We start from the raw sequence: 26,297 nt of genomic DNA on the forward strand, positions 1-26,297 counted from the left end.
CCTGACGAAGAGCGCCGCCGCGACGACGCCCCGCGTCAGTCGTCGTCGGTCGGGCTCGACTCCGGATCGGCGGGCGGAGTCGTGGCCGGCGGCGTCGGGGTGGGTGCAATCGTCGTGGGCGCCGGGGCGGGCTTCGACGTGGTGGGCGGAGTCGTGGCCGGCGGACGCGTCGTCGGTGCCGTGGTCGGCCGGGTCGTCGGGGGCGGCGGATTGGTCGTCGGCCGGGTCGTGAAGGTGCGCGTCGGGTCGGGGGCCGGCTCGTCGTCGTCGGTCGGATCAGCGGTCTGTGACGGTGTGATTACACTACCGGTCGTCGGCGGCGTGGCGCTCGGGACGATCGACGGATTGAGCGATTCCTCATCGGACGGTAGGGGCTCGAGGCTCTCCTCCGGCTCGGGACTGCTGGACGGCGGGGCCTCGACCGGGACGCCGTCGGCGCACGCGAGCCGGCCGCCGGTGGCCGGGCTGGGCGTGCCGTCGACCGCGACCGTGCCGCGCGAGACGGTCAGGGTCGCCGGCTCGACCGCGTACCAGGCCGCGCCCGTGCTGCCGACCTGGCCTCCGCTGCGGTCGACGGTGAGCGCCAACGGCTGGTACGCGCCGCTGGTGCTGCCGGTGCCGGCGAGCACCCGGCCGGTGCTCAGCGAGATCGTCGCCCTCGGGGCCTGGTCGCGGCCGCCGCGGGTGCTGATCGTGCCGATGCCGACCTTGGTGTTTGCGCAGAGCAGGGCGGTGGCGCCGCCGGGGAAGGTCAGCGTGGCCGAGGCGCGCGGCGGCACGTCGATCACCTCACCCTGGTCGAGGTAGCGCCGGGCGCCGCCGTCGAGGCCCTGCGGGGCGCCGTCGAGAGTGGCGGTCACCAGTCCCTCGTCGATCGAGAGCAGCACCCGGTCGGCGGGCATCTCGGCCCACGCCGGCCCGGGGCGGAACGACATGCCGGTGAGGAACAACGCCGTGGTCAGCACCCCGACGACCAGCCAGGTGAGGCCGCGCTCGAAGCGACCGTCCACTTCGGGGTCGCCGCGGCCGTCGGGCGGACCGGGCGGCACGGTGAGCGGCGGATAGGCGCCGCCGGCGGACGACCCGGTCCGCAGCGCGCCCTTGGCGGTGACGACCGGCATCGGCGAGCCGGGCCGGTGGGTCGCGCCGACCAGCGGCGGCAGGTCGGAGGCATCGGGCACCACCCACAGACGTACGGGGGTGATGGTCTGGGCCACCATGCCGGGGCTGCCGTCGCCGACCGGACCGACCAGGGTGCCCCGCCGGAGCTCGACGCCGTCGGGCAGCGCGATCACGCCGGACTCGACGACCACGGCGTGGGTCGGCCCGGGCAGGATGACCGGCGCGCCCGGGTCGAGGTCGACCGGGTGCGCCGAGGCGATCAGGGCGAGCCGCTGGTCGACCGCGAGCCCGGCCAGCGCCGGCGTGTCCGCGAACAGTGCCTCGGCCTCGGCCCGGTCCTGTGGCGGGGGCCCGGGCAGCGGCCCGACCACGGTGGCGACCGTCGCGGTCGGGATCGAGAGCAGCGTGGTGCCCGCGGTGTGCCAGTCGAGCTGGGTCGACCGGCCGGTGATCGCGTTGACCAGGCCGACGACGGCGCCGGGGCCGACGTGGTGACGGATGGTGCCGGGCGGGTCGCCGGGCCGGCGCGCCTCGAGAGCGCCCTCGACAACCACGTAGACGGCCTGCTGAGCGCCGCCCGCCGTGACGATCTGACGGCCGGTCGGCGGGTGCACCCAGCGGGCGCGGGAGGCCAGGCCCTGCAGCGCCGGCTCGGGCAGTCCACCGAGGTCGGAGGCGCGCAACGCGGCCAGCCGGCGCGGGCTGTCGGCCTCGCGGTCGTTCTCGGCCCGGCGCAGTTTGGAGGTCGCCCACCACCGGGTGAACCGGCCGAGCAGGAAATACACCCCCGGGGCGGCCAGACCGAGCACGATGGCCAGCAGCAGCAGGACACCGAACGGCCCGCCGTGCAGCAGCCCGGTGGCCAGGCCCGAGATCCTGTCCTCCCACAGCCGGACGGCCAGGTTGACGGCGACGGCGAGCCAGCAGACGGCCAGGAAACCGTAGAGCGCGATGAGCCGGCCCTCGCGGTCGAGCGTGCCCCAGCGCGGCGGACGGCCCCGCAGCCGGCCGCTGACCCAGGCCAGCGCCCGGTTGCGCACCTGCGGCACCTCGAGCCAGTTCATCAGCAGGTACTGCCCGTCGAGCGGCAGCAGCGGGCTGAGGTGCACGAAGGCGCTCAGATAGCAGAGGAAGGCGAGCTTGAAGGCCAGGTCGGCCACCGGCGGCAGGGCCAGGCCGGCCAGTTGCGCCACCCCGCCGAGCAGCAGCGCGCTCAGCGGGCCGGCGGCCGAGACGAGCAGGCGGGCGCGGCGGCCGGCCATCCAGACGTCGCTGGTGTCGACGAACAGCGAGGGCAGGCCGAACCAGAGGATGCCGGCCGCCGGCACTTCACGCCCGGAATGCTTGGCGGCCATCGCCCGGGCGTACTCGCGCACGCCGACCACGACCAGGTTGAGCAGCACGAGGGTGAGGGCGCCGATCACGTACGAGTCCGAGGTGAGGAACAGCGAACGGCTGCCGCGCAACCAGGTGGCGGTGAACAAGCCGAAGCCGACCACGGCGAGCAGGGCGGTGACGATGCCGGCCGCTTTGCCGAAGAGGAACCGTCCACCGGCCCGGTAGAGCGCCGTGACCAGGCCGTCGACGTTGGGCAGCAGGGTCCGGCGGCCCCGGGCGGCGGCCAGCAGCGAGTTGCCGACCCGCTCCGACAGCGGGCGGGCGAGCTCCTGCAGGGGACGGAAGGCGTCCATCGGCAGCTCGTCGAGCATGCGGTTGCCGGCCAGGTCGGCGACCACGCGACGCACCTGGTCGGGGGCGAGGCGGCCGGCGATGCGGGCGAACTCGGCGACCAGCCGGGCCACCGTGTGCTCGCCGTCCATCAGCAGCGCGAGCGCCCACTCCTCCGAGGTGAGCCGCAGATAGCTGGCCCGCTCACCGTCGTCGGGCGAGCGGAGCATGATGTAGTCGCCGCCGCGGGCATCGGTGAGCTGGACGTACTCGACCCCGGCGCGCAGCACCGGCCGCGCGCTCGTCGGGTTGAGGCGGTCGACCACCGCGCCCCACAACCCGGGATCCGCCGGGCCGGACGGCTCACCCGGGCCGCGCCCGGCCAGCGCCTCCCAGACGTTCATCCGGGTCTCGACGTACGTCAACTGGTGCCTCTCACTGCCTGGGGGAACCGCGATGGCGAATGGCAGATTAGGCGCTCGGCAAGCACGATGGCGAGTCCTCCGCGCCGAAATGACCCGATTCCTCCGGAAGTCGGAGATTAGCGCTCGGCCAAAAATACGGCGGGTGGTGTGACGACCCCCTCGTCACACCACCCGCCGCAGCGGAAGGGCAAAGCTCTACTTGGCCTCGGTCAACGTCACCGTGATCTGCTTCTTCTCGCCACCACGGGTGTAGTCGAGGGTCATCTTCTGACCGACCGCTCCGGACTGGACCGCCGCGACCAGGTCGTCCGAGTCGCTGATGGTCTTGCCGTCGGCCGCGGTGATCACGTCGCCCTGCTGCAGCCCGGCAGTGGCCGCCGCGCTACCCGCCGTGACGTTGCTCACCAGCGCGCCGCCGTTCTCGGCCTCGCTCACGCTGACGCCCAGCGCCGGGTGGCTGACCTTCTTGCCGGCCATCAGGTCGTCGGCCACCTGCTTGGCCTTGTCGCTGGGGATCGCGAAGCCCAGGCCGATGTTGCCGGTGCTGCCCGAGGTGGCGATGGCCGAGTTGATGCCGATGACCTCGCCGTTGGTGTTGACCAGGGCGCCGCCGGAGTTGCCGGGGTTGATCGGCGCGTCGGTCTGCAGCAGGCCGGACATCGTGGTCGAGGCGCCCTGCTGCTGTTGCTGCTGGCCGCCGCCGAACGGGCTCTCCTGCTGGCCACCCTCGCCGCTGGACTGGATGGTGCGGTCCTTGGCGCTGATGATGCCGGCGGTGACCGAGCCCTCGAGGCCCAGCGGGCTGCCGATCGCCAGCACGGTGTCGCCGACCTGCATCTTGGCGCTGCTGCCGAACGTGGACGCCTTGAGGTCGGACAGGCCGGAGGTCTTGACCACCGCGAGGTCGGTGCGGGGGTCGGTGCCGACGACGGAGGCGTTCGCCTTCTTGCCGTCGGCGAAGATCACGGTGACGGTGTCGCCCGAAGCGGTGGCCACGACGTGGTTGTTCGTCACGATGTAGCCGTCGGTGGAGATCACCACACCGGAGCCCTCACCGCTGCCGGTGGTGATCGAGACGACGCTGTCCTGCACAGCGGCGGCGATCTGGGCCAGCGACGAGCGGTCGACCACCCGGGTGACCGACGAGTTGCCGGTCTGCACCGAGGGGGACGTGCCGTCGTCGTCGAAGGCCAGCGCCGTGGCCGCGCCGACGCCACCGGCGCCCAGGGCGATCAGCACCGCCGCCGCGCCGGCCACGAAGACCTTGCGGCCGCGACCGGTGCCCCGGGGCTGCTGCTGGTCGACGGGCGCGGCCCAGACCGGCTGGCCCTCGGAGCCCGGAGTCCAGGCCTGGCCCTCGCCCCAGGCCTGACCCTCACTGCCGGGGAGCGGCTGCGTCTGGGTCTGCGTGCCGGCCGCCCAGCCGCCGGCCGCGGCATAGCCGGGCTGCTGGCCGTAGGGCTGCTGGGGATAGCCGCCCTGGGCCGGCGGACCGTAGCCGGGCTGCTGAGGCTGCGGATAGCCGGCGGGCTGCTGCCAGGGCGACTGCTGCCACTGGGGCGCACCGGACTGCGGGACGCCGGAATGGGGGACGCCGGAGTGCGGAACGCCTGACTGGGGAGCGCCGGGATGAGGAGCGCTCGACACCGGCTGGCCCCACTGCGGGGCGTGCGGCGGCGCCGGCTGCTGGGGTGCAGCGGGCTGCGCGGCCGTCGGCTCCTCGGACTGTCCCCGCTGCGGGCTGCTGCTCTCGGAGGAGGCGTCCGCGGGTCGCGGGTCGGTCTCGTTCTCGTTCATGCCCCCACCTTGCCCCTTCGGGCTCGTACTGACCTGTGCTAGCCCTGGATGTTTTCTGAGAACCCTTTGTCCGCATTCACCGTAGGCAGCGTGACCCGGAACGTCGCTCCCTGCCCCGGTTCGCTGATCACCTCGACGGTTCCCTGGTGTGACCGGACGATCGCCGCGACGATGGCCAGGCCCAGACCCGTGCCGGTGGCGGCCCGGTCGGTGTGCCGGGTGCGAGCCTCGTCGGCGCGGTAGAACCGCTCGAAGACGTGCGCCTTCTGCTTCTCCGACAGTCCCGGCCCGGTGTCCGACACCTCGACCACCGCGTGATCGCCGGGCTCGGCGTGGAGCCGCAGCGTCACGGTCGCGTCGGGCGGGGTGTGCACCAGCGCGTTGGTCATCAGGTTGCCGATCACCTGGCGCAGCCGGCCGTCGTCGCCCCAGGCCACGAGTTGCTCGGGCTGGTCGCGGATGTCGAGCTCGATCGTGCGCTCGGGCGCCATCGCCTCGGCCGCCTGCACGGCGTCGAGGGCCAGCACGGGCAGCTCGACCGGGCCGAGGTTGAGCGGGCGCTCCCGGTCGAGCCGGGCCAGCAGCAGCAGGTCCTCGACGAGCAGACCCATGCGGGCGGCCTCGTCCTCGATGCGGCGCACCAGCCGCGCCACGTCGCCGGGGTCGGTCACGGCGCCCTGGCGGTAGAGCTCGGCGAAGCCCCGGATGGTGGTCAGCGGCGTCCGCAACTCGTGCGAGGCATCGGCCACGAACTGCCGCATCTTGCCCTCGGAGCGCACCGCGCGGGCCTCGGAGAGCAGTGCGGCGTCGGCCGCCTCGACCGCGGACGCCTCGGCCGCGCGGGCTGCCGCCTCGCTCTCGGCGCGGGCGCTGAACGCGGCCTCGATCTGGGCCAGCATCGCGTTGAGCGCCTTGGCCAGCCGGCCCAGCTCGGTGGTCGGCTCGCCGTCACGGGCCTCCGGATCGGGCACCCGCTGGGTGAGGTCGCCGGCCGCGATGGCCGCGGCCGTGCGTTCGATCTGCAGCAGCGGTACGAGGCTCTGGCGCACGATCGCGGCCCCGATCGAGGCCAGCGCGATCAGCACGCCCACGCCGACCAGCAGATCGACCCAGACCATCTGGTTGACCGCCAGCCCGATCACCGACAGCTTCTCGGCGACCTGCACCACCTGGCTGTTCTCGTCGATGATCACGACCACCCGCCAGTGCACCTCGCCGCTGGGCGAGCGCACCGTGTAGGGCTCGTTGAGCACCGCGTTGAGCTCGTCGAGCCCCTTGATCAGCGGCGGCAGGTCGGCCGGGTCGAGCTCACGGTCGCCGATCCAGGGACCGTCGGAGCGCACACCCCCGACCGACGAGGTGGACACATAGAAGTCGCCCGGCACCGGGATCTGGGAGCCGGGCCGGGCCTTGGCGATCGTCTCGGCGTAGATCCGCAGCGAGGTGTCGAGCCGGTCGAGCAGGTAATTGTGCAGCGCGTAGGTGCTGGCCGCGCTGATCGCGGTGAGCGCGGCGAACACCAGGACGAGGACCGACGCCACCAGCTTGATGCGCAGCGACACCTTCCGCAGGCTGGGCTGCGGCGGCATCGAGTTGCGGACCCGCTCGGTCAGCGTCGCGGTCACGGCCGGCTCAGACCGCGGGTTTGCGCAGCACGTAGCCGACGCCGCGCAGAGTGTGGATGAGGCGCGGCTGAACGTTGTCGACCTTGCGACGCAGGTAGGAGATGTAGGACTCGACGATGTTGTCGTCGCCGCGGAAGTCGTATTTCCACACGTGGTCGAGGATCTGCGCCTTGGACAGCACCCGGTTGGCGTTGAGCATCAGGTAGCGCAGCAGCTTGAACTCGGTCGGCGACAGCTGGACACGCTGGCCGGCCCGGTAGACCTCGTGGGTCTCCTCGTCGAGCTCGAGATCGGCGAAGACCAGCCGCGACGGCTCCTCGTCGCCCTGGGTCGTGCGGCGCAGCACCGCCCGGATGCGGGCGGTGAGCTCCTCGAGGCTGAACGGCTTGGTGACGTAGTCGTCGCCGCCCAGGGTGAGGCCGCGGATCTTGTCGTCGGTGCCGTCGCGGGCGGTCAGGAAGACCACCGGCGTCCGCTGGCCGCCCTCGCGCATGAGCCGGATGACCTCGAAGCCGTCGAGGTCGGGCAGCATCACGTCGAGGACGACGAGGTCGGGAGTGGCGTTCTTCGCCGCGCTGACCGCCGCGCTGCCGCTCGTCGCGGTGCTCACGTCGAAGCCGGCGAACCGGAGGCTGGCGGAGAGCAGCTCGAGGATGTTCGCGTCGTCCTCGACGACGAGCAGTTTCGCCTCGCTCTGCTTGGGCTGGGTCTGGGCGGCCATGAGCCCATTGTTTATCAGCGCGCTGTCCCTTGCCTGCACGCTGCCTGAAAGTTTTCTGTAAGAACCTTCAGGCGGCCAGGCGGTACGCGGATCCTCCCATCGAGGCCTGCGCGGCGCGGGCGAGCATGCGGCGGTCGGCCCCGGGCTCGGGACGGAGCGCGGGAGCGGTCACCAGGGTCACCGTCAGCGACCGTAGCGCGGCGACCCGTCGTACGGAATCGACGAGGGTGTCCTCGCCGATGAAGGCGGCCGCGGTGGAGTCGTAGCGGATCGAGGCCGGGACGACCGGGGCGCCCGCGTCGACCGCGGCCTGGAACAGCGCCGGCCGGAAGCGGCCCTGGTTGGTGCCGCAGAACGTCGTGCCCTCGGGGAACGCCGCGACCGTACGGCCGGAACGCAGCGCCTCGGCCACCTCGGCCACCGTCTCGGGCAGCGCCTTGGGCCGCGACCGGTCGATGAAGATGGCGCCGGACAGCCCGGCGAGCACCCCGATGCCCGGCCACGCGCCCACCTCGCCCTTGGCCACCAGCCGCACCGGCGCGACCGCCATGATCACGAGGATGTCGAGCCAGGAGACGTGGTTGGCGACCATCAGGCTGCCCGGCCGCAACGCCGGGCCGCGCCGGACGAGCCGGATGCCGAGCACCGCGAGCATCGAGCGGGCGATTCCCCGCAGGGCGATCCCCCGCAGCAGCGGCGCGAGGACCAGCCCGCCCACGAGCACCGCGCCCAGGGCGATCATCCGCAGCGTGGTGACGCCCGGGAGGGCGGACCGGCCGGCCGAGTCCCGGCAGTGGTCGCCGCAACCGGAGACCGGTTGCCAGAGCCCGGCGATCATCGGGTGGCTCCCAGGAAGTGCCGGCGGTACCGCGGGTCCATCCGGTCCATCGAGAACAGCACGTAGAAGTCGGCACAGTTGAAGTCGGGGTCGTACGCGGGCTCCCCGCACACCCAGCTGCCGAGTCGCAAGTAGCCCTTGAGCAGCGCGGGCGGCTGCGTCCGGGGATCGCCGACCAGATCGGTGCCGGCCAGCCAGCTGCGCCGCGGCCTGACCCGCATGGCCGGCGGGGCCAGGTGCTTGGCCTGCACCCGGGCCCAGACGCCGGCCGCGAGCACGCCGCCGTCGTCCAGCGGCACCGAGGCGCAGCCGGCCAGCCAGCGCAGGTTGTTCAGGTGCAGGTACCGGGCGATACCGGCCCACATCAGGTTGATCACCGAGCCGCTGCGGTGGTCGGGGTGCACGCAGGAGCGCCCGGTCTCGACCAGCTGGTCGCGCAGCGCGCTCAGCGGGCTCAGGTCGAACTCGCCGTCGCCGTAGCGCCGGCCGGCCCGCTCGGCGGCCTTGGGAGGAAGCATCCGGTAGGTGCCGACCACCGCGCCGGTCGCGTCGTCGCGAACGATCAGGTGGTCGCAGAAGTCGTCGAACTCGTCGACGTCGCGCCCGTCGGGGGTGGCGGGCAACGTGGCGCCGAGTTCACCGGCGAAGACGTCGTGCCGCAGCCGCTGGGCAGCGGCCACGTCCTCGGGGTCCTCGGCCAGGAGCAGGGTGTAGCCGCTGGTCCCGGTGGGGGCGGCGGCAGTCAGCAGAACAGCCATGTGATGTGTGTAAGGGCGGGACCTGCCGATGGAATGTCGGGCCAGGAGGAGATTCATGGCCGTGAAATGAACGCCTTGTGCGGACCCGCGCGGGGCGGATCCGGATCGGCCGCGACGCGGGCCACGCGGATCGCGCCGACCTAGTAAGTTGACCTCTCTCACCCCGGGGGAAGGAGCGGCGTCGATGAGTGCGCCCGGCACCGACGAGATCGTCGTCGACCACCTGACTAAGCAATACAAGAAGCTGCGCGCCGTGGACGACCTGTCCTTCCGGGTACGGTCCGGGCGGGTCACCGGCTTCCTCGGCCCCAACGGCGCGGGCAAGACGACCACCCTGCGCATGCTGCTCGGTCTGGTCACGCCGACCGCCGGCACGGCGACCTTCGGCCACCAGCGGTACGTGGACCTGCCCGACCCGGTCCGTGAGGTCGGCGCGGTGCTCGAGGCGTCCAGCGCCCACCGCGGCCGCACCGGGCGCAACCACCTGCGCATGATCTGCCGCGCGGCCGGGCTGCCCGACACCCGTTCCGACGAGGTGCTCGAGATCGTCGGGCTGACCCCGGCGGCCAACCGCAAGTTCAAGGGCTACTCGCTGGGCATGAAGCAGCGGCTGGGCATCGCCGCCGCCATGCTCGGCGATCCCAAGGTGCTGATCCTCGACGAGCCGGCCAACGGCCTCGACCCCGAGGGCATCCGGTGGATGCGTGACCTGCTCAAGACGCTTGCGTCCCAGGGCCGTACGGTGCTGGTCTCCAGCCACCTGCTGGGCGAGATGCAGCTGCTCGCGGACGACGTCGTGATCGTGGCGGCCGGCAAGCTGATCCGGCAGGGCCCGGTCGACGAGGTGCTGGGCGACCTCAGCGGCGGCGTGCAGGTGCGGGTGCGCACCCCGCAGGCCGAGGCGCTGACCGCCGCTCTCTCGGGGCTCAGCGCGACCGTGACCCCGGGTTCCGACGGCAGCCTGCTGGTGCACGGGGCCGAGGCGGCCGCGATCGGGCACGCGGCCTTCACCGCGGGGGTCGAGCTGCACGAGCTGGCCACCGAGCGCGGCGATCTCGAACAGGTCTTCCTGCAGCTGACGGCCGGAAAGGCGGGCATCCGATGAGTCTGGTCAACGCCGAGCTGTTCAAGATCCGCACGACCTCGCTGTGGTGGATCATGGGAATCATCCTGGTGCCGCTGTATGCGGTCACTGTGCTGATCAACTGGGCCAACGCCAACGTCACCCCGCCGGACGCGGACGCCGGGGTCTCCGACACCCAGAGCCAGCAGATCGAGGCCGCGCTCGAGCCGATCAACGTGGCCACCAACCTCTACACCAGCGGCCAGTTCATGGGCGTGCTGATCGTGCTGTTGCTGTCGGCGATCATCGTGACCAGTGAGTTCTTCCACCTCACGGCGACCACGACGTTCCTCACGACGCCGCGGCGCGAGGCGGTCATCCTGGCCAAGTTCGGCGCGGCCGTCGTCATCGGCCTGATCGTGTGGCTCTTGACGACGGTGCTCAACCTGATCGTGGTACCGCCGATCATGAGCAATCTGGGGCTGTCCAGCCAGCTGGGCGAGCCGGCCGTGTGGCGCGCGATCGGGCTGAACGGGCTGGCCTTCGTGCTGTGGGCGATCCTCGGGGTCGGCGCCGGCGTGCTGATCCGCAGCCAGATCGCCGCGACGCTGGTCCTGGCGATCACCTATGTCGTCGGCACCTCGGCCATCAGCGTGATCTTCTTCCTGCTCAGCGAGTACGTCGCCGAGTGGATCAACAATCTGCAGGTGCTGGTGCCGACCACCGCGTCCCAGCTCATGATCTCGGGCACCGACCTGCCCGGTTCGCCGCCGCGCTGGGTCGGCGCCGTGGTCCTGATCGGGTACGCGGTTGTCACCGGCTTCCTCGGCACCTGGCTGACGAAGCGGCGCGACATCAGCTGACGCGGGCCCCCATCACCTGACGCGGGAGGAGTTCGTTCTCACACACGGCGTAGCCTTGACGGCGAATCCTTCCCGTCCCATGTGACGCCGATCAAAAGGTGAAAGAGGCGAACACGGAAGTGTCGACCCAGCAGACTTCGCACGAGAACCCGCTCGCGGATTTCGGTCCCAACGAGTGGATCGTCGACGAGATGTACCAGCGTTACCTGGCCGACCCCGCGAGTGTCGACCCGGCCTGGCACGATTTCTTCGCCGACTACAAGCCCGCGATGGCCACCGGTTCGATCGTGACGCCCGACGAGGCGAAGGCCGCCAACGCGACCGCCTCCGCGGCCAAGGCGGGCACGGACGCCCCGGCGGCCACCACGGTCGCGCCCGTGAAGCCGACGGTGCCCGCCGCTCCCGCTGCCAAGCCTGCCGCCAAGACCGAGCCGGCGCCGACGCCGGCGCCGGCCAAGCCCGCGCCGGCCGCCAAGCCCGCCGCCTCCGGGAACGGGAAGGCTCCCGAGGGCGCCAAGGTCACCACGCTGCGGGGCGTCGCCGCCCGCATCGTGCAGAACATGGACGCCTCGCTCGAGGTGCCGACGGCCACCTCGGTGCGCGCCGTCCCGGCCAAGCTCATGGTCGACAACCGTATCGTGATCAACAACCACCTCGCCCGCGGGCGGGGTGGCAAGGTCAGCTTCACCCACCTGATCGGCTGGGCGCTGGTCCGCGCGGTCGTGCAGCACCGCGAGATGAACAACTCGTTCGCCGAGGTGGACGGCAAGCCCGCGCTGGTGGCGCCCGAACACATCAACCTCGGCATCGCCATCGACCTCGCCAAGAAGGACGGCTCCCGCGCGCTCGTCGTGCCGTCGATCAAGAACTGCGAGACGATGGACTTCCGCAAGTTCTGGCAGGCGTACGAGGACGTGGTCCGGCGGGCCCGCCGCAACGAGCTGACCATGGACGACTACAACGGCACGACGATCTCGCTCACCAACCCGGGCGGCATCGGCACGGTGCACTCCATCCCGCGCCTGATGGCCGGCCAGAGCGCGATCATCGGCGTCGGCGCGATGGAGTACCCCGCGCCCTACGCCGGCATGAGCGACGAGACGCTCTCCGAGCACGGCATCAGCAAGGTCACCACGCTGACCAGCACCTATGACCACCGGGTCATCCAGGGCGCGCAGTCCGGCGAGTTCCTCAAGGCCATGCACGAGTTCCTGCTCGGCGAGCACGACTTCTACGACGAGATCTTCACCTCGCTGCGGATCCCGTACGAGCCGGTCCGCTGGGTGCGCGACGTCGCCCGCACCAGCGAGGGCCAGATCGACAAGGCCGCGCGGGTGGTCGAGCTCATCCACGCCTACCGGGTCCGTGGCCACCTCATGGCCGACACCGATCCGCTCGAGTTCGAGATCCGCCGCCACCCCGACCTCGACGTGCTGCAGCACGGCTTGACGCTGTGGGACCTCGACCGTTCGTTCCCGGTCGGCGGTTTCGCCGGCAAGCAGCGGATGAAGCTCCGCGAGGTGCTGGGCGTCCTGCGCGACACCTACTGCCGCCGGGTCGGCATCGAGTACATGCACATCCAGGGCCCCGAGGAGCGGCGCTGGATCCAGGACCGCATCGAGATCAAGTACACCAAGCCGGACTCGGACGAGCAGAAGCACATCCTCAACCGGCTGAACGCCGCCGAGGCCTTCGAGACCTTCCTGCAGACCAAGTTCGTCGGGCAGAAGCGGTTCTCGCTGGAGGGTGGCGAGTCGCTGATCCCGCTGCTCGACGCCGTTCTCGAGTCGTCGGCCGAGGCCGGTCTCGACGAGATGGTCATCGGCATGGCCCACCGTGGCCGGCTCAACGTGCTGGCCAACATCGTCGCCAAGCCGTACGAGAAGATCTTCAACGAGTTCGAGGGTCAGATGGACCCGAAGTCGGCTCACGGCTCCGGTGACGTCAAGTACCACCTCGGCCAGACCGGGAAATACACGACGCCGGACGGCGAGCACGCGACCACGGTCAGCGTGGTGGCCAACCCGTCCCACCTCGAGGCGGTCGACCCCGTCCTCGAGGGCATCGTCCGGGCCAAGCAGGACCGGCTCGACCTCGGCCTGCACGGCTACACGGTGCTCCCGCTGCTGGTGCACGGCGACGCGGCGTTCGCCGGCCAGGGCGTGGTGGCCGAGACACTCAACCTTTCCCAGCTGCGCGGCTACCGCACGGGCGGCACGGTCCACGTGATCGTGAACAACCAGGTCGGCTTCACCACCGCGCCCGAGTACAGCCGCTCGTCGATGTATTCGACCGACGTGGCCCGGATGATCCAGGCGCCGATCTTCCACGTGAACGGCGACGACCCCGAGGCCGTCGTGCGGGTCGCGAAGCTCGCCTTCGAATACCGCCAGGCGTTCAACAAGGACGTCGTGATCGACCTGGTCTGCTACCGCCGCCGCGGTCACAACGAGGGCGACGACCCGTCGATGACCAACCCGCGGATGTACGAGATCATCGACACCAAGCGCTCGGTGCGCAAGCTCTACACCGAGGAGCTCATCGGCCGCGGCGACATCACCGTGGACGACGCCCAGGAGCAGCTGCGCGACTATCAGTCCCAGCTCGAGCAGGTCTTCAAGGCGACCCGCGACGCGGCCGGCCGTCCACCGCGCCCCCGGGTCATCTCCGAGGAGCCCGAGCCCGAGGTCGAGACCGCGGTCGACGCGGCCTCGGTGCGCGCGGTCGGTGAGGCGCACGTGGAGCTGCCCGAGGGCTTCACCCCGCACAAGCGGGTCCAGCAGCTCCTCGAGCGGCGCGCCAAGATGTCCGCCGAGGGCGGCATCGACTGGGGCTTCGGTGAACTGGTGGCCTTCGGCTCGCTGCTGCAGCAGGGCGTCACCGTCCGCCTGGCCGGCCAAGACTCGCGTCGCGGCACGTTCGTCTCGCGGCACGCCTCGATCGTCGACGCCAAGACCGGCAAGGACTTCCTGCCGCTGTCCACGCTGACCACCGGCTCCGCGCGCTTCTTCGTCCACGACTCGCTGCTCAGCGAATACGCGGCGATGGGCTTCGAGTACGGCTACTCGGTCGAGAACACCGAGGCGCTGGTGCTCTGGGAGGCGCAGTTCGGCGACTTCGTCAACGGCGCCCAGTCGATCGTGGACGAGTTCATCTCGTCCGGCGAGGTGAAGTGGGGCCAGCAGTCGTCGCTGGTGCTGCTGCTCCCGCACGGCCAGGAGGGCCAGGGGCCCGACCACTCGTCCGGCCGTCCCGAGCGGTTCCTGCAGCTCTGCGCCCAGGACAACATGCGGGTGGCCAACCCGACGACCCCGGCGAACTACTTCCACCTGCTGCGCCGCCAGGCCCTGTCGGCCAAGCGCAAGCCGCTGGTGGTCTTCTCGCCCAAGTCGCTGCTGCGGCACAAGCTCGCCGTGTCGTCGGTCGCCGACTTCACCGAGGGCACGTTCCAGCCGGTGATCGGGGACGCGGGGGTCAAGGGCACGCCGCTCGACCCGAACGGCGTCAAGCGGGTGCTGCTCTGCTCGGGCAAGGTCTACTACGACCTGTTCCAGGCCCGCGCCGAGCGTGGCATCACCGACACCGCGATCCTGCGGATGGAGCAGATCTACCCGCTCCCGGTGGCCGAGCTCAAGGCGATCCTGGCGCAGTTCCCGAACGCCGAGGACTTCGTCTGGGTGCAGGAGGAGCCGGCCAACCAGGGCGCCTGGTCGTTCGTCGCGCTCAACCTGCTCGAGCACCTCGAGGGTGTCCGGCTGCGGCGCATCTCCCGCCCGGCCGCCGCGGCTCCCGCGGTCGGCTCGGCCAAGATGCACGAGGCCGAGCAGGCCGCGCTGATCGAGGCCGCTCTGCCCCGCCCGTAAGGCTCGAACTGGGGGCGCTCCGCTGCGGCGGAGCGCCCCCTTTTACTATCCGGTCATGTACTTCACCGACCGTGGCATCGAGGAACTCGTCGACCGGCGTGGCGAGGAGACCGTGACGCTGGAGTGGCTGGGCGCCCAGCTGCGGACCTTCGTCGACGTCAACCCCGAGTTCGAGACCCCCATCGAGCGCTTCGCGACCTGGCTGGCCCGGGGCGACGACGAGGATGAGGAGTAGGGCGGCCGAGTCGCGCCCGATCCGGCGGGTCGAGCTCGACGCCGGCGCCGAGGTCGACCGGGGCGCCTGGTGGGCCACCATCCCGGCGGTACGGGCCGTGCTCGACCACGGGCTGAACATCCCGGCCGGCGTGACGTTCCTCGTCGGCGAGAACGGATCGGGCAAGTCCACGCTGGTGGAGGCGCTGGCCGCGGCGCACGGGCTGAACCCGGAAGGCGGCTCGCGCGGTGCGATGCACTCCACCCGCGTCACCGAGTCACCGCTGGGGCAGGCGCTGCGGGTGATCCGTACGCCGGGTCGCCGGGCCAACGCGTACTTCCTGCGGGCCGAGACCACCCATGGCCTGTACACCTATCTGGAAAGCCTGCCGGGCGACAACCCCGACCTGAACCTGCACGAGCAGAGCCACGGTGAGGGTTTCCTGGAGCTTCTGGAGCGCAAGTTCCGGGGGTACGGGTTCTATCTGATGGACGAGCCCGAGGCGCCGCTCTCGTTCACCTCGACGCTGGGGCTGCTCAGCCGCCTGGGTGACCTGCGCGCCGACGGGGCCCAGGTCGTGGTGGCCACGCACTCGCCGCTGCTCACCGCCCTGCCCGGCGCCACGATCCTCGAACTGGGCGCGCACGGCATCCGGCGTACGGAATGGGCCGACCTGGACATCGTGGCGAGCTGGCGCGGCTTCCTGGCCTCGCCCGAGGCGTTCCTGCGGCACCTCGGTGTCTGACGTCATCCACAGTTGGGGCTTTCGACCCGGCGGCGGCACCTGGGGGCCGGTAGGTTGAGGCCGTGGCACGAAGCGTCTATGTGGCGGGTCTCGGCCCCGGCGTCGGCAAGGGCACGGTCGCGCTGGGCCTGGTCGAGCTGCTGTCCCGGCAGGTCGCGCGGATCGGGGTGTTCCGCCCACTGGTCTCCGGCGCCGGCGACGACCCGCTGCTCACCCTGCTGACCAAGCGCTACCCGGTGGTCGCGCCCTACGCCGACTCCTACGGGGTGACGACCGCCGAGGCCAGCGCGCTGGTCGCCGACGGCAAGTGGGAGGAGCTGATCTCCCGCATCGTCGAGCGCTACCGCGAGCTCGAGCGGCAGGCCGGCTCGGTCGTGGTGATCGGCAGCGACTTCTCGCCGGCCGCCGGGGAACGCGACGAGATGCCCCGCGAGCTCGGCTTCAACGCCCGCCTGGCGACCGAGTTCGGCAGCGTCGTGATCCCGGTGATCAGCGGCGAGGATCGCGGGGCCGAGTCGCTGACCGCGGCGGCCCGCAGCGCCTACCACTCCCTGGCCGACCTCGACGCCACGGTCGTCGCCGTGATCGCCAACCGGGTCGCCGCGGGAGTCTCCCTCGACGGCGGCGACCTGCCGGTGCCGATGTGGTCGATCCCCGAGATCGCCACGATCGCCGCCCCGACCGTGGCCGAGGTGGCCGCGGCGCTCGACGCGACCGTCCTCTCGGGCGGCGAGGGCGCCCTCGACCGCGACGTGCTCGACTACGTGGTCGGCGCCGCGCATGTGCCCACCGTTCTGGAGCATCTGACCGACGGCGCGCTCATGATCACGCCGGGCGATCGGGCCGACCTGCTGCTCGCGGCCAGCGCGGCCCACGCCGCCGGCAACGTCACGCTCTCCGGCCTGGTGCTCACCCTGGGCGAGCGCCCCGACCCGCGCGTGGTCCGGGTCGTCGAGCGGCTCAACACCGGCCTGGCGATGCTGGTCGTCGCGTCCGACAGTTACCACACGATCGCCGCGGCCACCCACATTCAGGCGGGTCTCAGCACGGGCACCCCGCGCAAGATCGAGGCCGCCCTGGGCGCGTTCGAGGAAAATGTGGACACCGCGGCGCTGACCCGCCTGCTCGACGTGGCCCGCTCCAGCCGGGTCACCCCGCTCATGTTCGAGAACGATCTGATCGATCGGGCCCGGGCCGAGCGCCGCCACCTCGTGCTGCCCGAGGGCACCGACGAGCGCATCCTGCGAGCCACCGAGACGCTGCTGCGGCGCGGCGTCGCCGACCTCACGCTGCTGGGCGACCCGGCCGAGATCACCCGGCGGGCCCGCGAGCTGGGCGTCGAGATCGGCGCGGCCCGGCTGGTCGACCCCGAGACCAGCCCGTGGCGTGACGACTTCGCGGAACGCTATGCCGAGCTGCGCAAACACCGCGCCGTGACGCTCGACCTGGCCTACGACGTGGTCCGCGACGTCAACTACTTCGGCACGATGATGGTGGCCGAGGGACTGGCCGACGGCATGGTCTCCGGGGCCAACCACACCACGGCGGCCACGATCCGTCCCGCCTTCGAGATCATCAAGACGGTGCCCGACGTGTCGGTGGCCTCCAGCGTGTTCTTCATGCTGCTCGCCGATCGTGTGCTGGTCTACGGCGACTGCGCGGTCAACCCCGACCCGGACGCCGCCCAGCTGGCCGACATCGCGCTCTCCTCGGCGCGGACGGCGGCAGCCTTCGGCATCGATCCGCGCGTCGCGATGCTGTCCTACTCCACCGGCAAGTCGGGCTCGGGCGCCGACGTCGAAAAGGTCGCCGCGGCCACCGCGCTGGTCCACGAACGCCGGCCCGATCTGCCGGTCGAGGGCCCGATCCAGTACGACGCGGCCATCGACCCGGCCGTGGCGGCGACCAAGCTGCCCGAGAGCACAGTGGCCGGCAAGGCGACGGTGTTCGTCTTCCCCGACCTCAACACCGGCAACAACACCTACAAGGCGGTCCAGCGGTCGGCCGGCGCGGTCGCCGTCGGCCCGGTCATGCAGGGTCTGCGACGGCCGGTCAACGACCTGTCCCGCGGGGCCACGGTCAAGGACATCGTCAACACGGTGGCGATCACAGCGATTCAGGCGGCGGTGCGATGACCCGGGTGCTCGTTCTCAACAGCGGCTCGTCCTCGGTGAAGTACCGGCTCTTCGACGGCGCCGACACGGTCGCCAAGGGCCTGGTGGAACGCATCGGCGAGAACGGCGGCGAGGTCGCCGACCACCGCGCGGCCCTGCAGGGGATCATGGACGAGATCGACCTCTCCGATCTGGCCGTGGTCGGCCACCGGGTGGTGCACGGCGGCCCCGACTTCACCGGTCCGACCGTCATCGACGACGAGGTGGTCGAGCGGGTCGGAGCGCTCGTGCCGCTGGCGCCGCTGCACAACCCGGCCGCGCTGACCGGCATCGAGGTGGCCCGCAAGCTGCTGCCCGACGTGCCGCAGGTGGCCGTGTTCGACACGGCGTTCCACGCCACGATCCCGCCCGAGGGGGTCACCTGGGCCATCGACCGGTCGCTGGCCGAGCGGTGGCAGATCCGGCGCTACGGCTTCCACGGCACCTCCCACGCGTACGTCTCCCGCCGCACAGCCCAGGTGCTGGGCCGCGACCCGGCGTCCACCAACGTGATCACCCTGCACCTCGGCAACGGCGCGAGCGCCTGCGCGGTCGAGGGCGGCCGCAGCGTCGCCACCTCGATGGGCATGTCTCCGTTGCCCGGCCTGGTGATGGGCACCCGCAGCGGCGACCTCGACCCGACGGTGATCTTCCACCTGCACCGGGTGGCCGGCCTGCCGCTCGACGAGATCGAGGAGTCGCTGACCCGCCACGCCGGCCTGCTCGGGCTGACCGGCGAGAACGACCTGCGGGCCGTGCTGGAGCGGCGCGAGGCCGGCGACGAGGACGCGACGCTGGCGTTCGACATCTACTGCCGCCGCATCCGCGAATACGTCGGCGCCTATCTGGCCGTGCTCGGCCGGGTCGACGCCATCACGTTCACCGCGGGCGTCGGAGAGAACGCGGCCGCGGTGCGCGCGTCCTCGCTGGCCGGCCTGAAACCGCTCGGCATCGAGATCGACCCCGACCGCAACGACCGCCGCGAAGAGATCATCTCCCCGCCCGGCGCCCACATCCCCGTCTGCGTGATCCCCACCGACGAGGAACTGGAGATAGCCGACCAGTCCCGGACGGCGCTGTCCCTGCCCCGCTGAAGCCGCCCGCCTTGCCCCGCTAGTCCGTCAGCACCAAGCAGACTTCGTCGGCGGCGCCCGGCGGTCACTTCACGGCCGGCGTTCGTCAACCACCCCGCGGCGGGATCCGTCAGGCGACGAGCCAGACGATCAGCGCGAGAAGCACCACGGCGACGGCGACGGCGCCGATGATCAGTGGGGTCTTCGAGGGGGCCGCGGGCTCCTGCGGAGCATTGTGGGTAAAGGCACGGAAAGCCTCGGTGTTGCCGCTCGGGTCGACGCTGTTGTCAGACATGGCCAAGACCATAGCGAAACGATGCACGTCACGCTGACCTCGGTCGGGGCCCTACCAGGACAAACAGCCGCCGCACGGCAAATTCATCCGATCGTGGGAGCGCCGAGCGCGCACCCGCACGGGCGGCTGTTCCGGTCGGTTCTTCAGGTTGCTCACCGAGGCCGAAGCACAATGGGACGGGTGCATCGCCGTCTCGCCGCTCTCGCCCTTGCCGTCACGGTCCCGTTGGCCACGCTCGTCGCCTGCTCGGCGGATCACCCGTCGGATGCTCAGCCGTCCACCCTTCCGCCGGCCGCCGGCATCCCGGCCGCGCCCGGCACCGCTGGGCCGACAACGACAGCGCCTCGCCCGACCGCACCCGGGACGGCGGCACCTGACACAGCCGCACCCGGCACAGCCGCACCCGGCACGGCCGCGCCGACACGGTCGTTCGCCGTAGAAACTCGCACTCTGAAACTCCAACGCGGCAGCCGTCCGCTACCGACCACCGTCTGGTCGCCGCAGGGCAACGGCCCGTTCCCGCTGATCCTTTTCAGCCACGGCCTCGGCGGCAAGCCGTCCGATTACCGCGAGCTCCTGACTACTTGGGCCCGGGCCGGCTTCGTCGTCGCGGCACCGGCCTACCCCCACACGTCCGCGGCCGCAGCCGAACTCAACGTCCTCGACGTACTCAATCAGCCCGCCGACGCCAGCTACGTGATCACCGAGACGCTGAGCGAACTGAGCGACACGATCGACCAGAACCGGGTGGCGGCGGCCGGCCACTCAGCCGGCGGCGTGACCACGCTGGGCCTCTTCAGCGGCAACCGAGACCAGCGCCTGCGCGCCGGCGTCGTCCTGGCCGGACGCCAGGTGCTCCCCCAGCCGTTCACCGGCCCGGAGGCGCCGCTGTTCTTTGTGCACGGCCGCCAGGACGCCACGGTGGCCTACGCCGACGGCCGCGCCGCCTACGACGCGGTCACGTGGCCCAAGGCCTTCCTCACCGTCACCCAAGGCGGCCACGTAGCAGCCGGCCGCTCCCTCGACGTCATAGCCACCACCAGCACCGACTTCTGGCGCTGGAGCCTCTACGGCGACGACCGGGCCCGCACCCGCCTGCAGAAAGACGCGACCCGAGGCGGTCTGGCCACCCTGACCAACCGCCTGTAGTTCCCGCGACCGGCACGGGCCCGTAACACTGCGTCCTGTTCGTCGTGTCGACACGCCCAGGCGCCACCCGCGCCTGCCAAGTCATGGCTTGCCAGGCGCCCCGTCACATCCGGGAGGCACCGCCAACCGATCCCCACCGCACGCGAATCCACCGCGGGGCTCAGGGGGCGGGATCGGCCGCGCGCGCAAACCGCACGCCGCCAGACCGACGTGGAAGTGGCTCCAGCGGATCCGAGATCAACGGACGTACGCACGCTCAGCGCCCGGACCCGTGACGCCGGCCGCACTGGCGGCTGTACGCGACGACCTAGGCGCCGCCACGGCTGACTCGACCACGGCCGAGCGCCACCACGGCCGAGCGCCACCACGGCCGAGCGCCACCACGACCGAGCGGCATCACCGCCGGCCGCCACCACCGCCGGCCGCCACTCACGACCGACCGCCACCACCGCCGGGCGCCACCACGGCCGCCACGACCGACCGCCACCACCGCCAGCCGCCACCACCGCCGGGCGCCACTCACGACCGACCGCCACCACCGCCAGCCGCCACGACCGACCGCCACCACCGCCAGCCGCCACGACCGACCGCCGCAACCGCCGGCCGCCACGACCGAGCGCTACTACGATCGAGCGCCGTCACCGCTGTGAGGCGCGGCCAGGGTACGGAGGCGTGGTCTTGTCAGTGCAGGAAGTCGATCGCCACCTTGCCGAAGATGTCGCCGGACTCGAGCCGGGCGAAGGCGTCTGCGACAGCGCTGAAGCCGTAGGTGGAGTCGATCACCGGGCGGACGTCGTTCTCGACCAGGAAGCTGAGCAGGGCGGCCAGCTCGGCGGCGGTGCCCATCGTGCTGCCCAGTATGTCGAGCCGCATGGCGAAGACCCGGCGCAGATCCACTGTGGCCAGATGACCGCCCGTCGCGCCGCAGACCACGATGCGGCCGCCCGGCGCGCAGCACTTCATCGAGTGGTCGAACGTGGGGGCGCCGACCGACTCGATCACCAGGTTGACCCGCTCGGGCAGCCGGGCGCCGGGCTCGACGGCGATGGCCCCCAGCTCGGCGATGCGCTCCCGCTTCCCCGGGTCGCGGCTGGTGGCGTACACCCGCTTGCCCATCGCGACCGCGAGGGCGACCGCGGCCGTGGCCACCCCGCCGCCGGCGCCCTGCACCAGCACGGCCGAGCATTCGTCGGCCCGGCCCCGCGTCGTCAGCATGTGGAAGGCGGTCAGCCAGGCCGTGGGCAGGCAGGCCGCGTCGAGGAACGACAGGCCGGCCGGCTTGGGGATCAGGTTTTCCGGCGGCACCGCGACCCGCTCGGCCAGCGTGCCCGGGTGCCGCTCGGAGAGCAGGGAAAGACCCCGCGGGTCGGCCTCGTCGGGGACCACGGGGTAGACGACGACCTCGTTGCCGTCCTGGTCGACGCCGGCCGCGTCGCAGCCCAGGATCATCGGCAGCCGGTCGGCGGGCAGGCCGACACCGCGCAGCGACCAGATGTCGTGCTGGTTGAGCGAAGCCGCCCGCACCTCGACCGTAACCCAGCCGTCGGGCGGGCTGAGGTCGGGCCGGTCGGCCACGCGCAGGGCGGAGCGGGGGTTCGTCGGGTCGGAGGCTATGGCGTAGGCGGCGCGCATAGGCACAGACCATAGTGGCCGATGGCGATCATCCGGCCGTTTTCCACAGTCTCGGACTGTCCACAGGCCGTCAGCCGGAGCTGGCGATTTCCGAGATAATGACAGCGGGGGCCTCCCCCAGGGAGGGTGGGCTCTGATCTGCGGACGATCACGACAGCTCGAAATACTAAGCAGGCGCGGTGGGCCCTCCCTCGGTGAGGAAGAGCCCGATCCGGTAACCGGCCAAGCCGCGGCGGGCAGCCCACTTCGTGACCCGATGCTCAACGACGGCGGTCAGCGCCTCCGCCGCAGCAGCCATGCCGCGGTCGACCGGCCGAGAAGTGAACCGGGCCGCAATCAGCGCCTCCGCCACAGCCGTGATGCCGCGGTCGACCGGCCGAGAAGTGAAACCGGGCCGCAATCAGCGCCTCCGCCACAGCCGGCGAAGCCTCGGTCCACCCCTCGAGAGGTGAACGGGGCCGCGGCCCGCCTACCCGGGCAGCGGCGCCGAACGCTGCGGCGGCGCCACCGGCGCCGACCGGCGAGCAACCCCGTCCACCTCGGCCGCCGCGGCCACCGCGGCCGCGACCGCCGGCGCCACCCGCGGGTCGAGCGGCGACGGCACGATCGCGTCCGCGCGCAGGTCGTCCGAGACCACCTCGGCGATCGCCTCAGCGGCAGCCACCTTCATGCGCTCGGTGATCGTGCTGGCCCGGACGTCGAGCGCCCCGCGGAAGATGCCGGGGAAGGCCAGCACGTTGTTGATCTGGTTGGGGAAGTCGCTGCGGCCGGTGGCGACGATGGCCGCGTATCGGTGCGCGACGTCGGGCGCCACCTCGGGGGTGGGGTTGGCCATGGCGAAGATGATGCCGCCGGGGGCCATGCCGGCGACCGCGCGTTCCTCGATGTGCCCGCCCGAGACGCCGATCAGCACGTCGGCGCCGATGAGGGCTTCGGCGATCCCACCCGTACGACCGGAGAAGTTGGTCGTCGCGGCCAGCTCGGCCTTGATCGGGGTGAGGTCGCCGCGGTCGGCGTGGATGATGCCGCGCGAGTCGCAGATGATGACGTTGGCGCCGTCCACGCCGGCCGTGATGAGCATGCGGGCGATCGCAACCCCGGCCGCCCCGGCTCCGCTCAGGACGACCCGCAGGTCGCCGAAGTCGCGGCCGAGCAGCTTGGCCGCGTTCCGCAATGCGGCCAGCGTGACCACCGCGGTGCCGTGCTGGTCGTCGTGGAAGACCGGGATGTCGAGTTCGGCGTCCAACCGGCGTTCGATCTCGAAGCAGCGCGGGGCGCTGATGTCCTCGAGGTTGATGCCGCCGAAGCTGGGGGCCATCGCCTTGACCGCCGTGATGATGCCTTCGACGTCCTGGGTGTCGAGGCAGATCGGGATCGAGTCGACGCCGCCGAACTGTTTGAAGAGGATCGACTTGCCTTCCATGACCGGCATCGCGGCCCGGGGGCCGATGTTGCCCAGGCCGAGCACGGCCGAGCCGTCGGTGACCACGGCGACGGTGTTGGCCGTCCAGGTGTAGTCGGCGTAGAGCGACGGGTCGTCGGCGATGGCCTCGCAGACCCGGGCGACACCGGGGGTGTAGGCCAGCGAGAGGTGGTCGCGGCTGGCCAGCGGGACGGTCAGGCTGATCTCCATCTTGCCGCTTCTGTGCAGCTCGAAGACGGGATCGGCGGCCAGGGCGGGGTCGAGCTCGAAACTGAAGTAGGACACGGGGACTCCAACCGGCATCGGGACGTAGGTCGGCGAGGCGGTCGCGACGGCGAGTAGGGCGCCGGACCGGAACGCGATGCGGGGATCACCCGTGAAAAGCAACCGCGAGGCGCGAGTGTGCGCCGCGGTGTTGCGACATTAACCTAGCCGACCGAGCCGCGGGTAGTAGCGCAATAACACCCGGCCGATGACATCCGCCACCCCGTACGCCCGGCTGTCGTCCTCGATCAGCTGGTTGTCGCCCTGTATCCACCACCCGCCGTCCTGAGGCCTTACCGTGCGCTTGACCACCAGCAGGTCGGGTCTGGTCCGGAACCGGGCGACCACCACGTCGCCCGCGCGCACCCGGCCGCCACGACGGACGAGCAGGGCGTCACCGTCGCGCAGCGTGGGAACCATCGAAGGTCCGCGGACGAGCACCGCGAACAGCGGTAGTTGCCAACTCACGGCATCAGTCCTCCATCGCTTTACCGCCGGGTGGTAAGGGGTAGTGTCAACCACGGATCATCGCAAACTCATATGGAGGAGTCCTGATGCGACTTCCGCGTTTCCTCACGCCTCGAACCGTGGTCACCGCCCACTGCGACCTTCCGTGTGGCATCTACGACCCGGCGCAGGCCCGGATCGAGGCCGAGTCGGTCAAGGCCATCGCTGAGAAGTACCAGGCGAACACGGACCCCGAGTTCCGTACGCGCGCCATCCTCATCAAGGAGCAGCGCGCCGAACTGGTCAAGCACCACCTGTGGGTGCTGTGGACCGACTACTTCAAGGCCCCGCACTTCGAGAAGTACCCGAACCTGCACCAGCTGTTCAACGAGGCCACCAAGCTCGCCGGCGCGTCCGGCGCCAAGGGCTCGGTCGACCCCGCCGTCGCCGACCAGCTCCTCGGCAAGATCGAGGAGATCTCCAAGATCTTCTGGGAGACGAAGCAGGCCTGATCTGCGCCCGGCGACACGGCCGGTACGCCCACCGGGCGTACCGGCCGTGTCCGCTCCGGGACTAGAGTCTGCTGGGCGTTGGGAGGAGATCGGTGACTCAGGTGAGGGACAGAATTCCGGATCCGGCTATCGGCGACGACGTCGTGATGCTGACCGTGCCCGCCGACGGCGGCTACCTGGGCGTTCTCCGGACGGCGACGGCCGGTCTGGCCGCCCGGCTGCATTTCGCGCTCGACGAGATCGAGGATCTGCGCATCGCGGTCGACGAGGCCTGCGCGATGCTGCTGGCCATCGCCACCCGCGGGGCCGAGCTCGACTGCCGGTTCGCCGTCACCGAGGACGCCCTGACGGTCGAGGTCACCGTGACGACCGTCCGCGGCGCCAAGCTGCCGGCCGAGTCGTCCTTCGCGTGGAAGGTGCTGACCGCCCTGACCACGTCGGCGGCCGCCGAGGCCACCGGTCAGCGAGCCACGATCCGGCTGGTCACCCGGCGTACCGGGGCCTGATCGAGCAGTCTCAGTGCAGCACCGTGGTGATGTAGTCCAGGTGCTGCGCCGCCGCCCGGGTCGCCGATTCCGCGTCCCGCATGAGCAGGCAGTCCAGGATCAGCCGGTGGTCGGCGTCGATCTGGCGCCAGTAGCCCGCCGGCAGGTTCTCGGTGACGTCCTCGCCGAACGTGGCGTGGTAGAGCGGACGCACCACCAGCTCGAAGAGCGGGTTCATGGTGGCCTTGGCCACAGCCATGTGAAACGCCGCGTGGGCCGCGAGCATCGTCTCGAGGTCGTCGACCGCCGGGTCGAAGAACGCGCCGCGGATCTCGGCCAGCTGATCGTCGTCGCGGCGGAGCGCGGCCAGCCCCGCGGCCGGCACCTCGAGCGCCCGGCGCAGCTCCAGCAGATCGGCCAGACCCACGCCGGCCGAGTTGGTCAGCAGGGTGAAACCTGTGGTCAGCGCGTCGGCGAGTTGCTCGGCGTCGGGATGGGCGACGAAGCTGCCGCCGGTGACGCCCCGGGTCGTGACGATCAGGTGCTGACTGGCCAGCAGGCGCAGGGCCTCGCGCACCGTGCTGCGGCTGACGCCGGTCTTGACGCACAGCTCCGGCTCGGGTGGCAGCCGCTCGCCAGGCTGTAGCCGACCCGAGGTGATGTCCGCTCGTAACTCGTCCGCCAGCAGTTGATAGGCCGGCGGACGCACCGATGATCCGGTCACATCCCCAGCGTAGGCCCTGAGCCGCCGAATCGAGGCGATTAATCGATGCCGAGCGCTCTCGTGCTCGGCGGCAGCACGATCAGCACACCGATCAGCACGCCGAGGGCCATCAGCACGACGCCGAGCCAGGACGGGCCGACCTGCAGCAGGAATCCACCGGCGGCGATGGTGAAGAGCTGGATGACGATCGCCGGGCCGCGCGCGCCACGCCGGCGCCGGCCGAGAGCGCGCGCGACGAAGAACACGGCCGCCACGCCGAGGGCAGCGAAGACCGTGAGCGCCACAGCCGGCACGACGTCGACCGGCGAACTCGTCAGATCGAGGACGATGAGGTAGACGGTGAGCCCGGCCAGGGCGGCGCACTCCAGATAGACCAGCCACACCGCCCACACCAGCGTCGCGGGCTTGTCAACGACTGACTTCTCACCGGTCACGGAA

22 protein-coding genes are annotated in these 26,297 nt (G+C 71.4%); 10 read left to right on the top strand and 12 right to left on the bottom strand.

Annotated elements, in window-relative coordinates:
* Positions 1 to 35: 35 nt before the first annotated feature.
* From HJC40_RS16695 to HJC40_RS16720, 6 genes are all read right to left on the bottom strand, one after another.
* Complete coding sequence (locus tag HJC40_RS16695) at positions 36 to 3,215, bottom strand: cyclic nucleotide-binding protein (RefSeq protein WP_250001994.1); 3,180 nt, start codon at positions 3,213 to 3,215, stop codon at positions 36 to 38.
* A 195-nt stretch (positions 3,216 to 3,410) separates the two neighbouring features.
* On the bottom strand, positions 3,411 to 5,012 hold the full coding sequence (locus tag HJC40_RS16700) for a S1C family serine protease (RefSeq protein WP_250001995.1): 1,602 nt from the start codon (positions 5,010 to 5,012) through the stop codon (positions 3,411 to 3,413).
* A gap of 38 nt (positions 5,013 to 5,050) precedes the next feature.
* A complete protein-coding gene (locus tag HJC40_RS16705) occupies positions 5,051 to 6,601 on the bottom strand; it encodes a cell wall metabolism sensor histidine kinase WalK (protein WP_250002085.1) in 1,551 nt (516 codons plus the stop codon).
* Between the two features lie 43 nt (positions 6,602 to 6,644).
* Positions 6,645 to 7,358, bottom strand: a complete 714-nt coding sequence (locus tag HJC40_RS16710) for a response regulator transcription factor (RefSeq protein WP_250001996.1) — start codon at positions 7,356 to 7,358, stop codon at positions 6,645 to 6,647.
* A 67-nt stretch (positions 7,359 to 7,425) separates the two neighbouring features.
* A complete protein-coding gene (locus tag HJC40_RS16715; protein ID WP_250001997.1) occupies positions 7,426 to 8,196 on the bottom strand; it encodes a 1-acyl-sn-glycerol-3-phosphate acyltransferase in 771 nt (256 codons plus the stop codon).
* Entirely contained in the window at positions 8,193 to 8,954 is a 762-nt protein-coding gene (locus HJC40_RS16720; RefSeq protein WP_250001998.1) for a GNAT family N-acetyltransferase, read from the bottom strand. Before HJC40_RS16720 ends, HJC40_RS16715 begins: the two co-directional genes overlap by 4 nt.
* A gap of 184 nt (positions 8,955 to 9,138) precedes the next feature.
* Between HJC40_RS16720 and HJC40_RS16725 the strand changes: the two genes are divergently transcribed.
* The 7 genes from HJC40_RS16725 (at position 9,139) to HJC40_RS16755 (ending at position 18,949) form a co-directional block, all read left to right on the top strand.
* Positions 9,139 to 10,059 carry an ABC transporter ATP-binding protein gene (locus HJC40_RS16725; protein ID WP_250001999.1) on the top strand — a complete coding sequence of 307 codons (921 nt, stop codon included), beginning with the start codon at positions 9,139 to 9,141 and terminating at the stop codon, positions 10,057 to 10,059.
* On the top strand, positions 10,056 to 10,880 hold the full coding sequence (locus tag HJC40_RS16730) for an ABC transporter permease subunit (RefSeq protein ID WP_250002000.1): 825 nt from the start codon (positions 10,056 to 10,058) through the stop codon (positions 10,878 to 10,880). The genes HJC40_RS16725 and HJC40_RS16730 overlap by 4 nt, the downstream gene beginning before the upstream one ends.
* Before the next feature lie 119 nt (positions 10,881 to 10,999).
* Positions 11,000 to 14,743, top strand: a complete 3,744-nt coding sequence (locus tag HJC40_RS16735; protein ID WP_250002001.1) for a multifunctional oxoglutarate decarboxylase/oxoglutarate dehydrogenase thiamine pyrophosphate-binding subunit/dihydrolipoyllysine-residue succinyltransferase subunit — start codon at positions 11,000 to 11,002, stop codon at positions 14,741 to 14,743.
* 55 nt (positions 14,744 to 14,798) lie between these two features.
* Complete coding sequence (locus HJC40_RS16740; RefSeq protein ID WP_250002002.1) at positions 14,799 to 14,978, top strand: DUF6104 family protein; 180 nt, start codon at positions 14,799 to 14,801, stop codon at positions 14,976 to 14,978.
* Positions 14,968 to 15,702: an AAA family ATPase gene (locus tag HJC40_RS16745; protein WP_250002003.1), complete on the top strand. Its 735-nt coding sequence runs from the start codon at positions 14,968 to 14,970 to the stop codon at positions 15,700 to 15,702. The genes HJC40_RS16740 and HJC40_RS16745 overlap by 11 nt, the downstream gene beginning before the upstream one ends.
* A 62-nt stretch (positions 15,703 to 15,764) precedes the next feature.
* Positions 15,765 to 17,837, top strand: coding sequence for a phosphate acetyltransferase (pta, locus tag HJC40_RS16750; RefSeq protein WP_250002004.1), 2,073 nt, complete (start codon positions 15,765 to 15,767; stop codon positions 17,835 to 17,837).
* Complete coding sequence (locus HJC40_RS16755) at positions 17,834 to 18,949, top strand: acetate/propionate family kinase (protein WP_250002005.1); 1,116 nt, start codon at positions 17,834 to 17,836, stop codon at positions 18,947 to 18,949. The genes pta and HJC40_RS16755 overlap by 4 nt, the downstream gene beginning before the upstream one ends.
* A gap of 109 nt (positions 18,950 to 19,058) precedes the next feature.
* On the opposite strand, the gene HJC40_RS16760 is transcribed toward HJC40_RS16755, so the two are convergent.
* Entirely contained in the window at positions 19,059 to 19,223 is a 165-nt protein-coding gene (locus HJC40_RS16760) for a hypothetical protein (protein ID WP_250002006.1), read from the bottom strand.
* Between the two features lie 171 nt (positions 19,224 to 19,394).
* Here HJC40_RS16760 and HJC40_RS16765 point away from each other — a divergent pair, with 171 nt between their 5' ends.
* On the top strand, positions 19,395 to 20,372 hold the full coding sequence (locus HJC40_RS16765; protein WP_374271961.1) for a chlorophyllase: 978 nt from the start codon (positions 19,395 to 19,397) through the stop codon (positions 20,370 to 20,372).
* 681 nt (positions 20,373 to 21,053) lie between these two features.
* Here HJC40_RS16765 and HJC40_RS16770 read toward each other — a convergent pair.
* The 3 genes from HJC40_RS16770 to HJC40_RS16780 form a co-directional block, all read right to left on the bottom strand.
* Positions 21,054 to 22,004 (bottom strand): zinc-binding dehydrogenase, encoded by a 951-nt coding sequence (locus HJC40_RS16770; RefSeq protein ID WP_284043204.1) that lies wholly within the window; start codon positions 22,002 to 22,004, stop codon positions 21,054 to 21,056.
* 469 nt (positions 22,005 to 22,473) lie between these two features.
* Entirely contained in the window at positions 22,474 to 23,712 is a 1,239-nt protein-coding gene (locus tag HJC40_RS16775) for an NADP-dependent malic enzyme (RefSeq protein WP_374271964.1), read from the bottom strand.
* A gap of 138 nt (positions 23,713 to 23,850) precedes the next feature.
* Positions 23,851 to 24,159 (bottom strand): S26 family signal peptidase, encoded by a 309-nt coding sequence (locus tag HJC40_RS16780; RefSeq protein WP_250002010.1) that lies wholly within the window; start codon positions 24,157 to 24,159, stop codon positions 23,851 to 23,853.
* 86 nt (positions 24,160 to 24,245) lie between these two features.
* On the opposite strand from HJC40_RS16780, the gene sodN reads away from it, so the two are divergent.
* Positions 24,246 to 24,650, top strand: a complete 405-nt coding sequence (gene sodN / locus HJC40_RS16785) for a superoxide dismutase, Ni (protein WP_250002011.1) — start codon at positions 24,246 to 24,248, stop codon at positions 24,648 to 24,650.
* A 146-nt stretch (positions 24,651 to 24,796) separates the two neighbouring features.
* Positions 24,797 to 25,156, top strand: a complete 360-nt coding sequence (locus HJC40_RS16790) for a trypco2 family protein (RefSeq protein ID WP_221376011.1) — start codon at positions 24,797 to 24,799, stop codon at positions 25,154 to 25,156.
* Between the two features lie 10 nt (positions 25,157 to 25,166).
* Here HJC40_RS16790 and HJC40_RS16795 read toward each other — a convergent pair whose 3' ends face one another.
* Both HJC40_RS16795 and HJC40_RS16800 read right to left on the bottom strand, forming a co-directional pair.
* Entirely contained in the window at positions 25,167 to 25,859 is a 693-nt protein-coding gene (locus HJC40_RS16795) for a FadR/GntR family transcriptional regulator (RefSeq protein WP_250002012.1), read from the bottom strand.
* Between the two features lie 38 nt (positions 25,860 to 25,897).
* Positions 25,898 to 26,293 (bottom strand): hypothetical protein, encoded by a 396-nt coding sequence (locus HJC40_RS16800; RefSeq protein WP_250002013.1) that lies wholly within the window; start codon positions 26,291 to 26,293, stop codon positions 25,898 to 25,900.
* Positions 26,294 to 26,297: the final 4 nt, after the last annotated feature.

This window comes from Actinoplanes sp. M2I2 (assembly GCF_023544445.1).
Classification (GTDB): domain Bacteria; phylum Actinomycetota; class Actinomycetes; order Mycobacteriales; family Micromonosporaceae; genus Actinoplanes.

Coding starts and splice junctions, on each gene's coding strand:
- HJC40_RS16700 (WP_250001995.1), bottom strand. CDS start 5,012: ATGAACGAGAACGAGACCGACCCGCGACCCGCGGACGCCTCCTCCGAG.
- HJC40_RS16705 (WP_250002085.1), bottom strand. CDS start 6,601: ATGCCGCCGCAGCCCAGCCTGCGGAAGGTGTCGCTGCGCATCAAGCTG.
- HJC40_RS16710 (WP_250001996.1), bottom strand. CDS start 7,358: ATGGCCGCCCAGACCCAGCCCAAGCAGAGCGAGGCGAAACTGCTCGTC.
- HJC40_RS16715 (WP_250001997.1), bottom strand. CDS start 8,196: ATGATCGCCGGGCTCTGGCAACCGGTCTCCGGTTGCGGCGACCACTGC.
- HJC40_RS16720 (WP_250001998.1), bottom strand. CDS start 8,954: ATGGCTGTTCTGCTGACTGCCGCCGCCCCCACCGGGACCAGCGGCTAC.
- HJC40_RS16725 (WP_250001999.1), top strand. CDS start 9,139: ATGAGTGCGCCCGGCACCGACGAGATCGTCGTCGACCACCTGACTAAG.
- HJC40_RS16730 (WP_250002000.1), top strand. CDS start 10,056: ATGAGTCTGGTCAACGCCGAGCTGTTCAAGATCCGCACGACCTCGCTG.
- HJC40_RS16740 (WP_250002002.1), top strand. CDS start 14,799: ATGTACTTCACCGACCGTGGCATCGAGGAACTCGTCGACCGGCGTGGC.
- HJC40_RS16745 (WP_250002003.1), top strand. CDS start 14,968: ATGAGGAGTAGGGCGGCCGAGTCGCGCCCGATCCGGCGGGTCGAGCTC.
- HJC40_RS16755 (WP_250002005.1), top strand. CDS start 17,834: ATGACCCGGGTGCTCGTTCTCAACAGCGGCTCGTCCTCGGTGAAGTAC.
- HJC40_RS16760 (WP_250002006.1), bottom strand. CDS start 19,223: ATGTCTGACAACAGCGTCGACCCGAGCGGCAACACCGAGGCTTTCCGT.
- HJC40_RS16765 (WP_374271961.1), top strand. CDS start 19,395: ATGGGACGGGTGCATCGCCGTCTCGCCGCTCTCGCCCTTGCCGTCACG.
- HJC40_RS16770 (WP_284043204.1), bottom strand. CDS start 22,004: ATGCGCGCCGCCTACGCCATAGCCTCCGACCCGACGAACCCCCGCTCC.
- sodN (WP_250002011.1), top strand. CDS start 24,246: ATGCGACTTCCGCGTTTCCTCACGCCTCGAACCGTGGTCACCGCCCAC.
- HJC40_RS16790 (WP_221376011.1), top strand. CDS start 24,797: ATGCTGACCGTGCCCGCCGACGGCGGCTACCTGGGCGTTCTCCGGACG.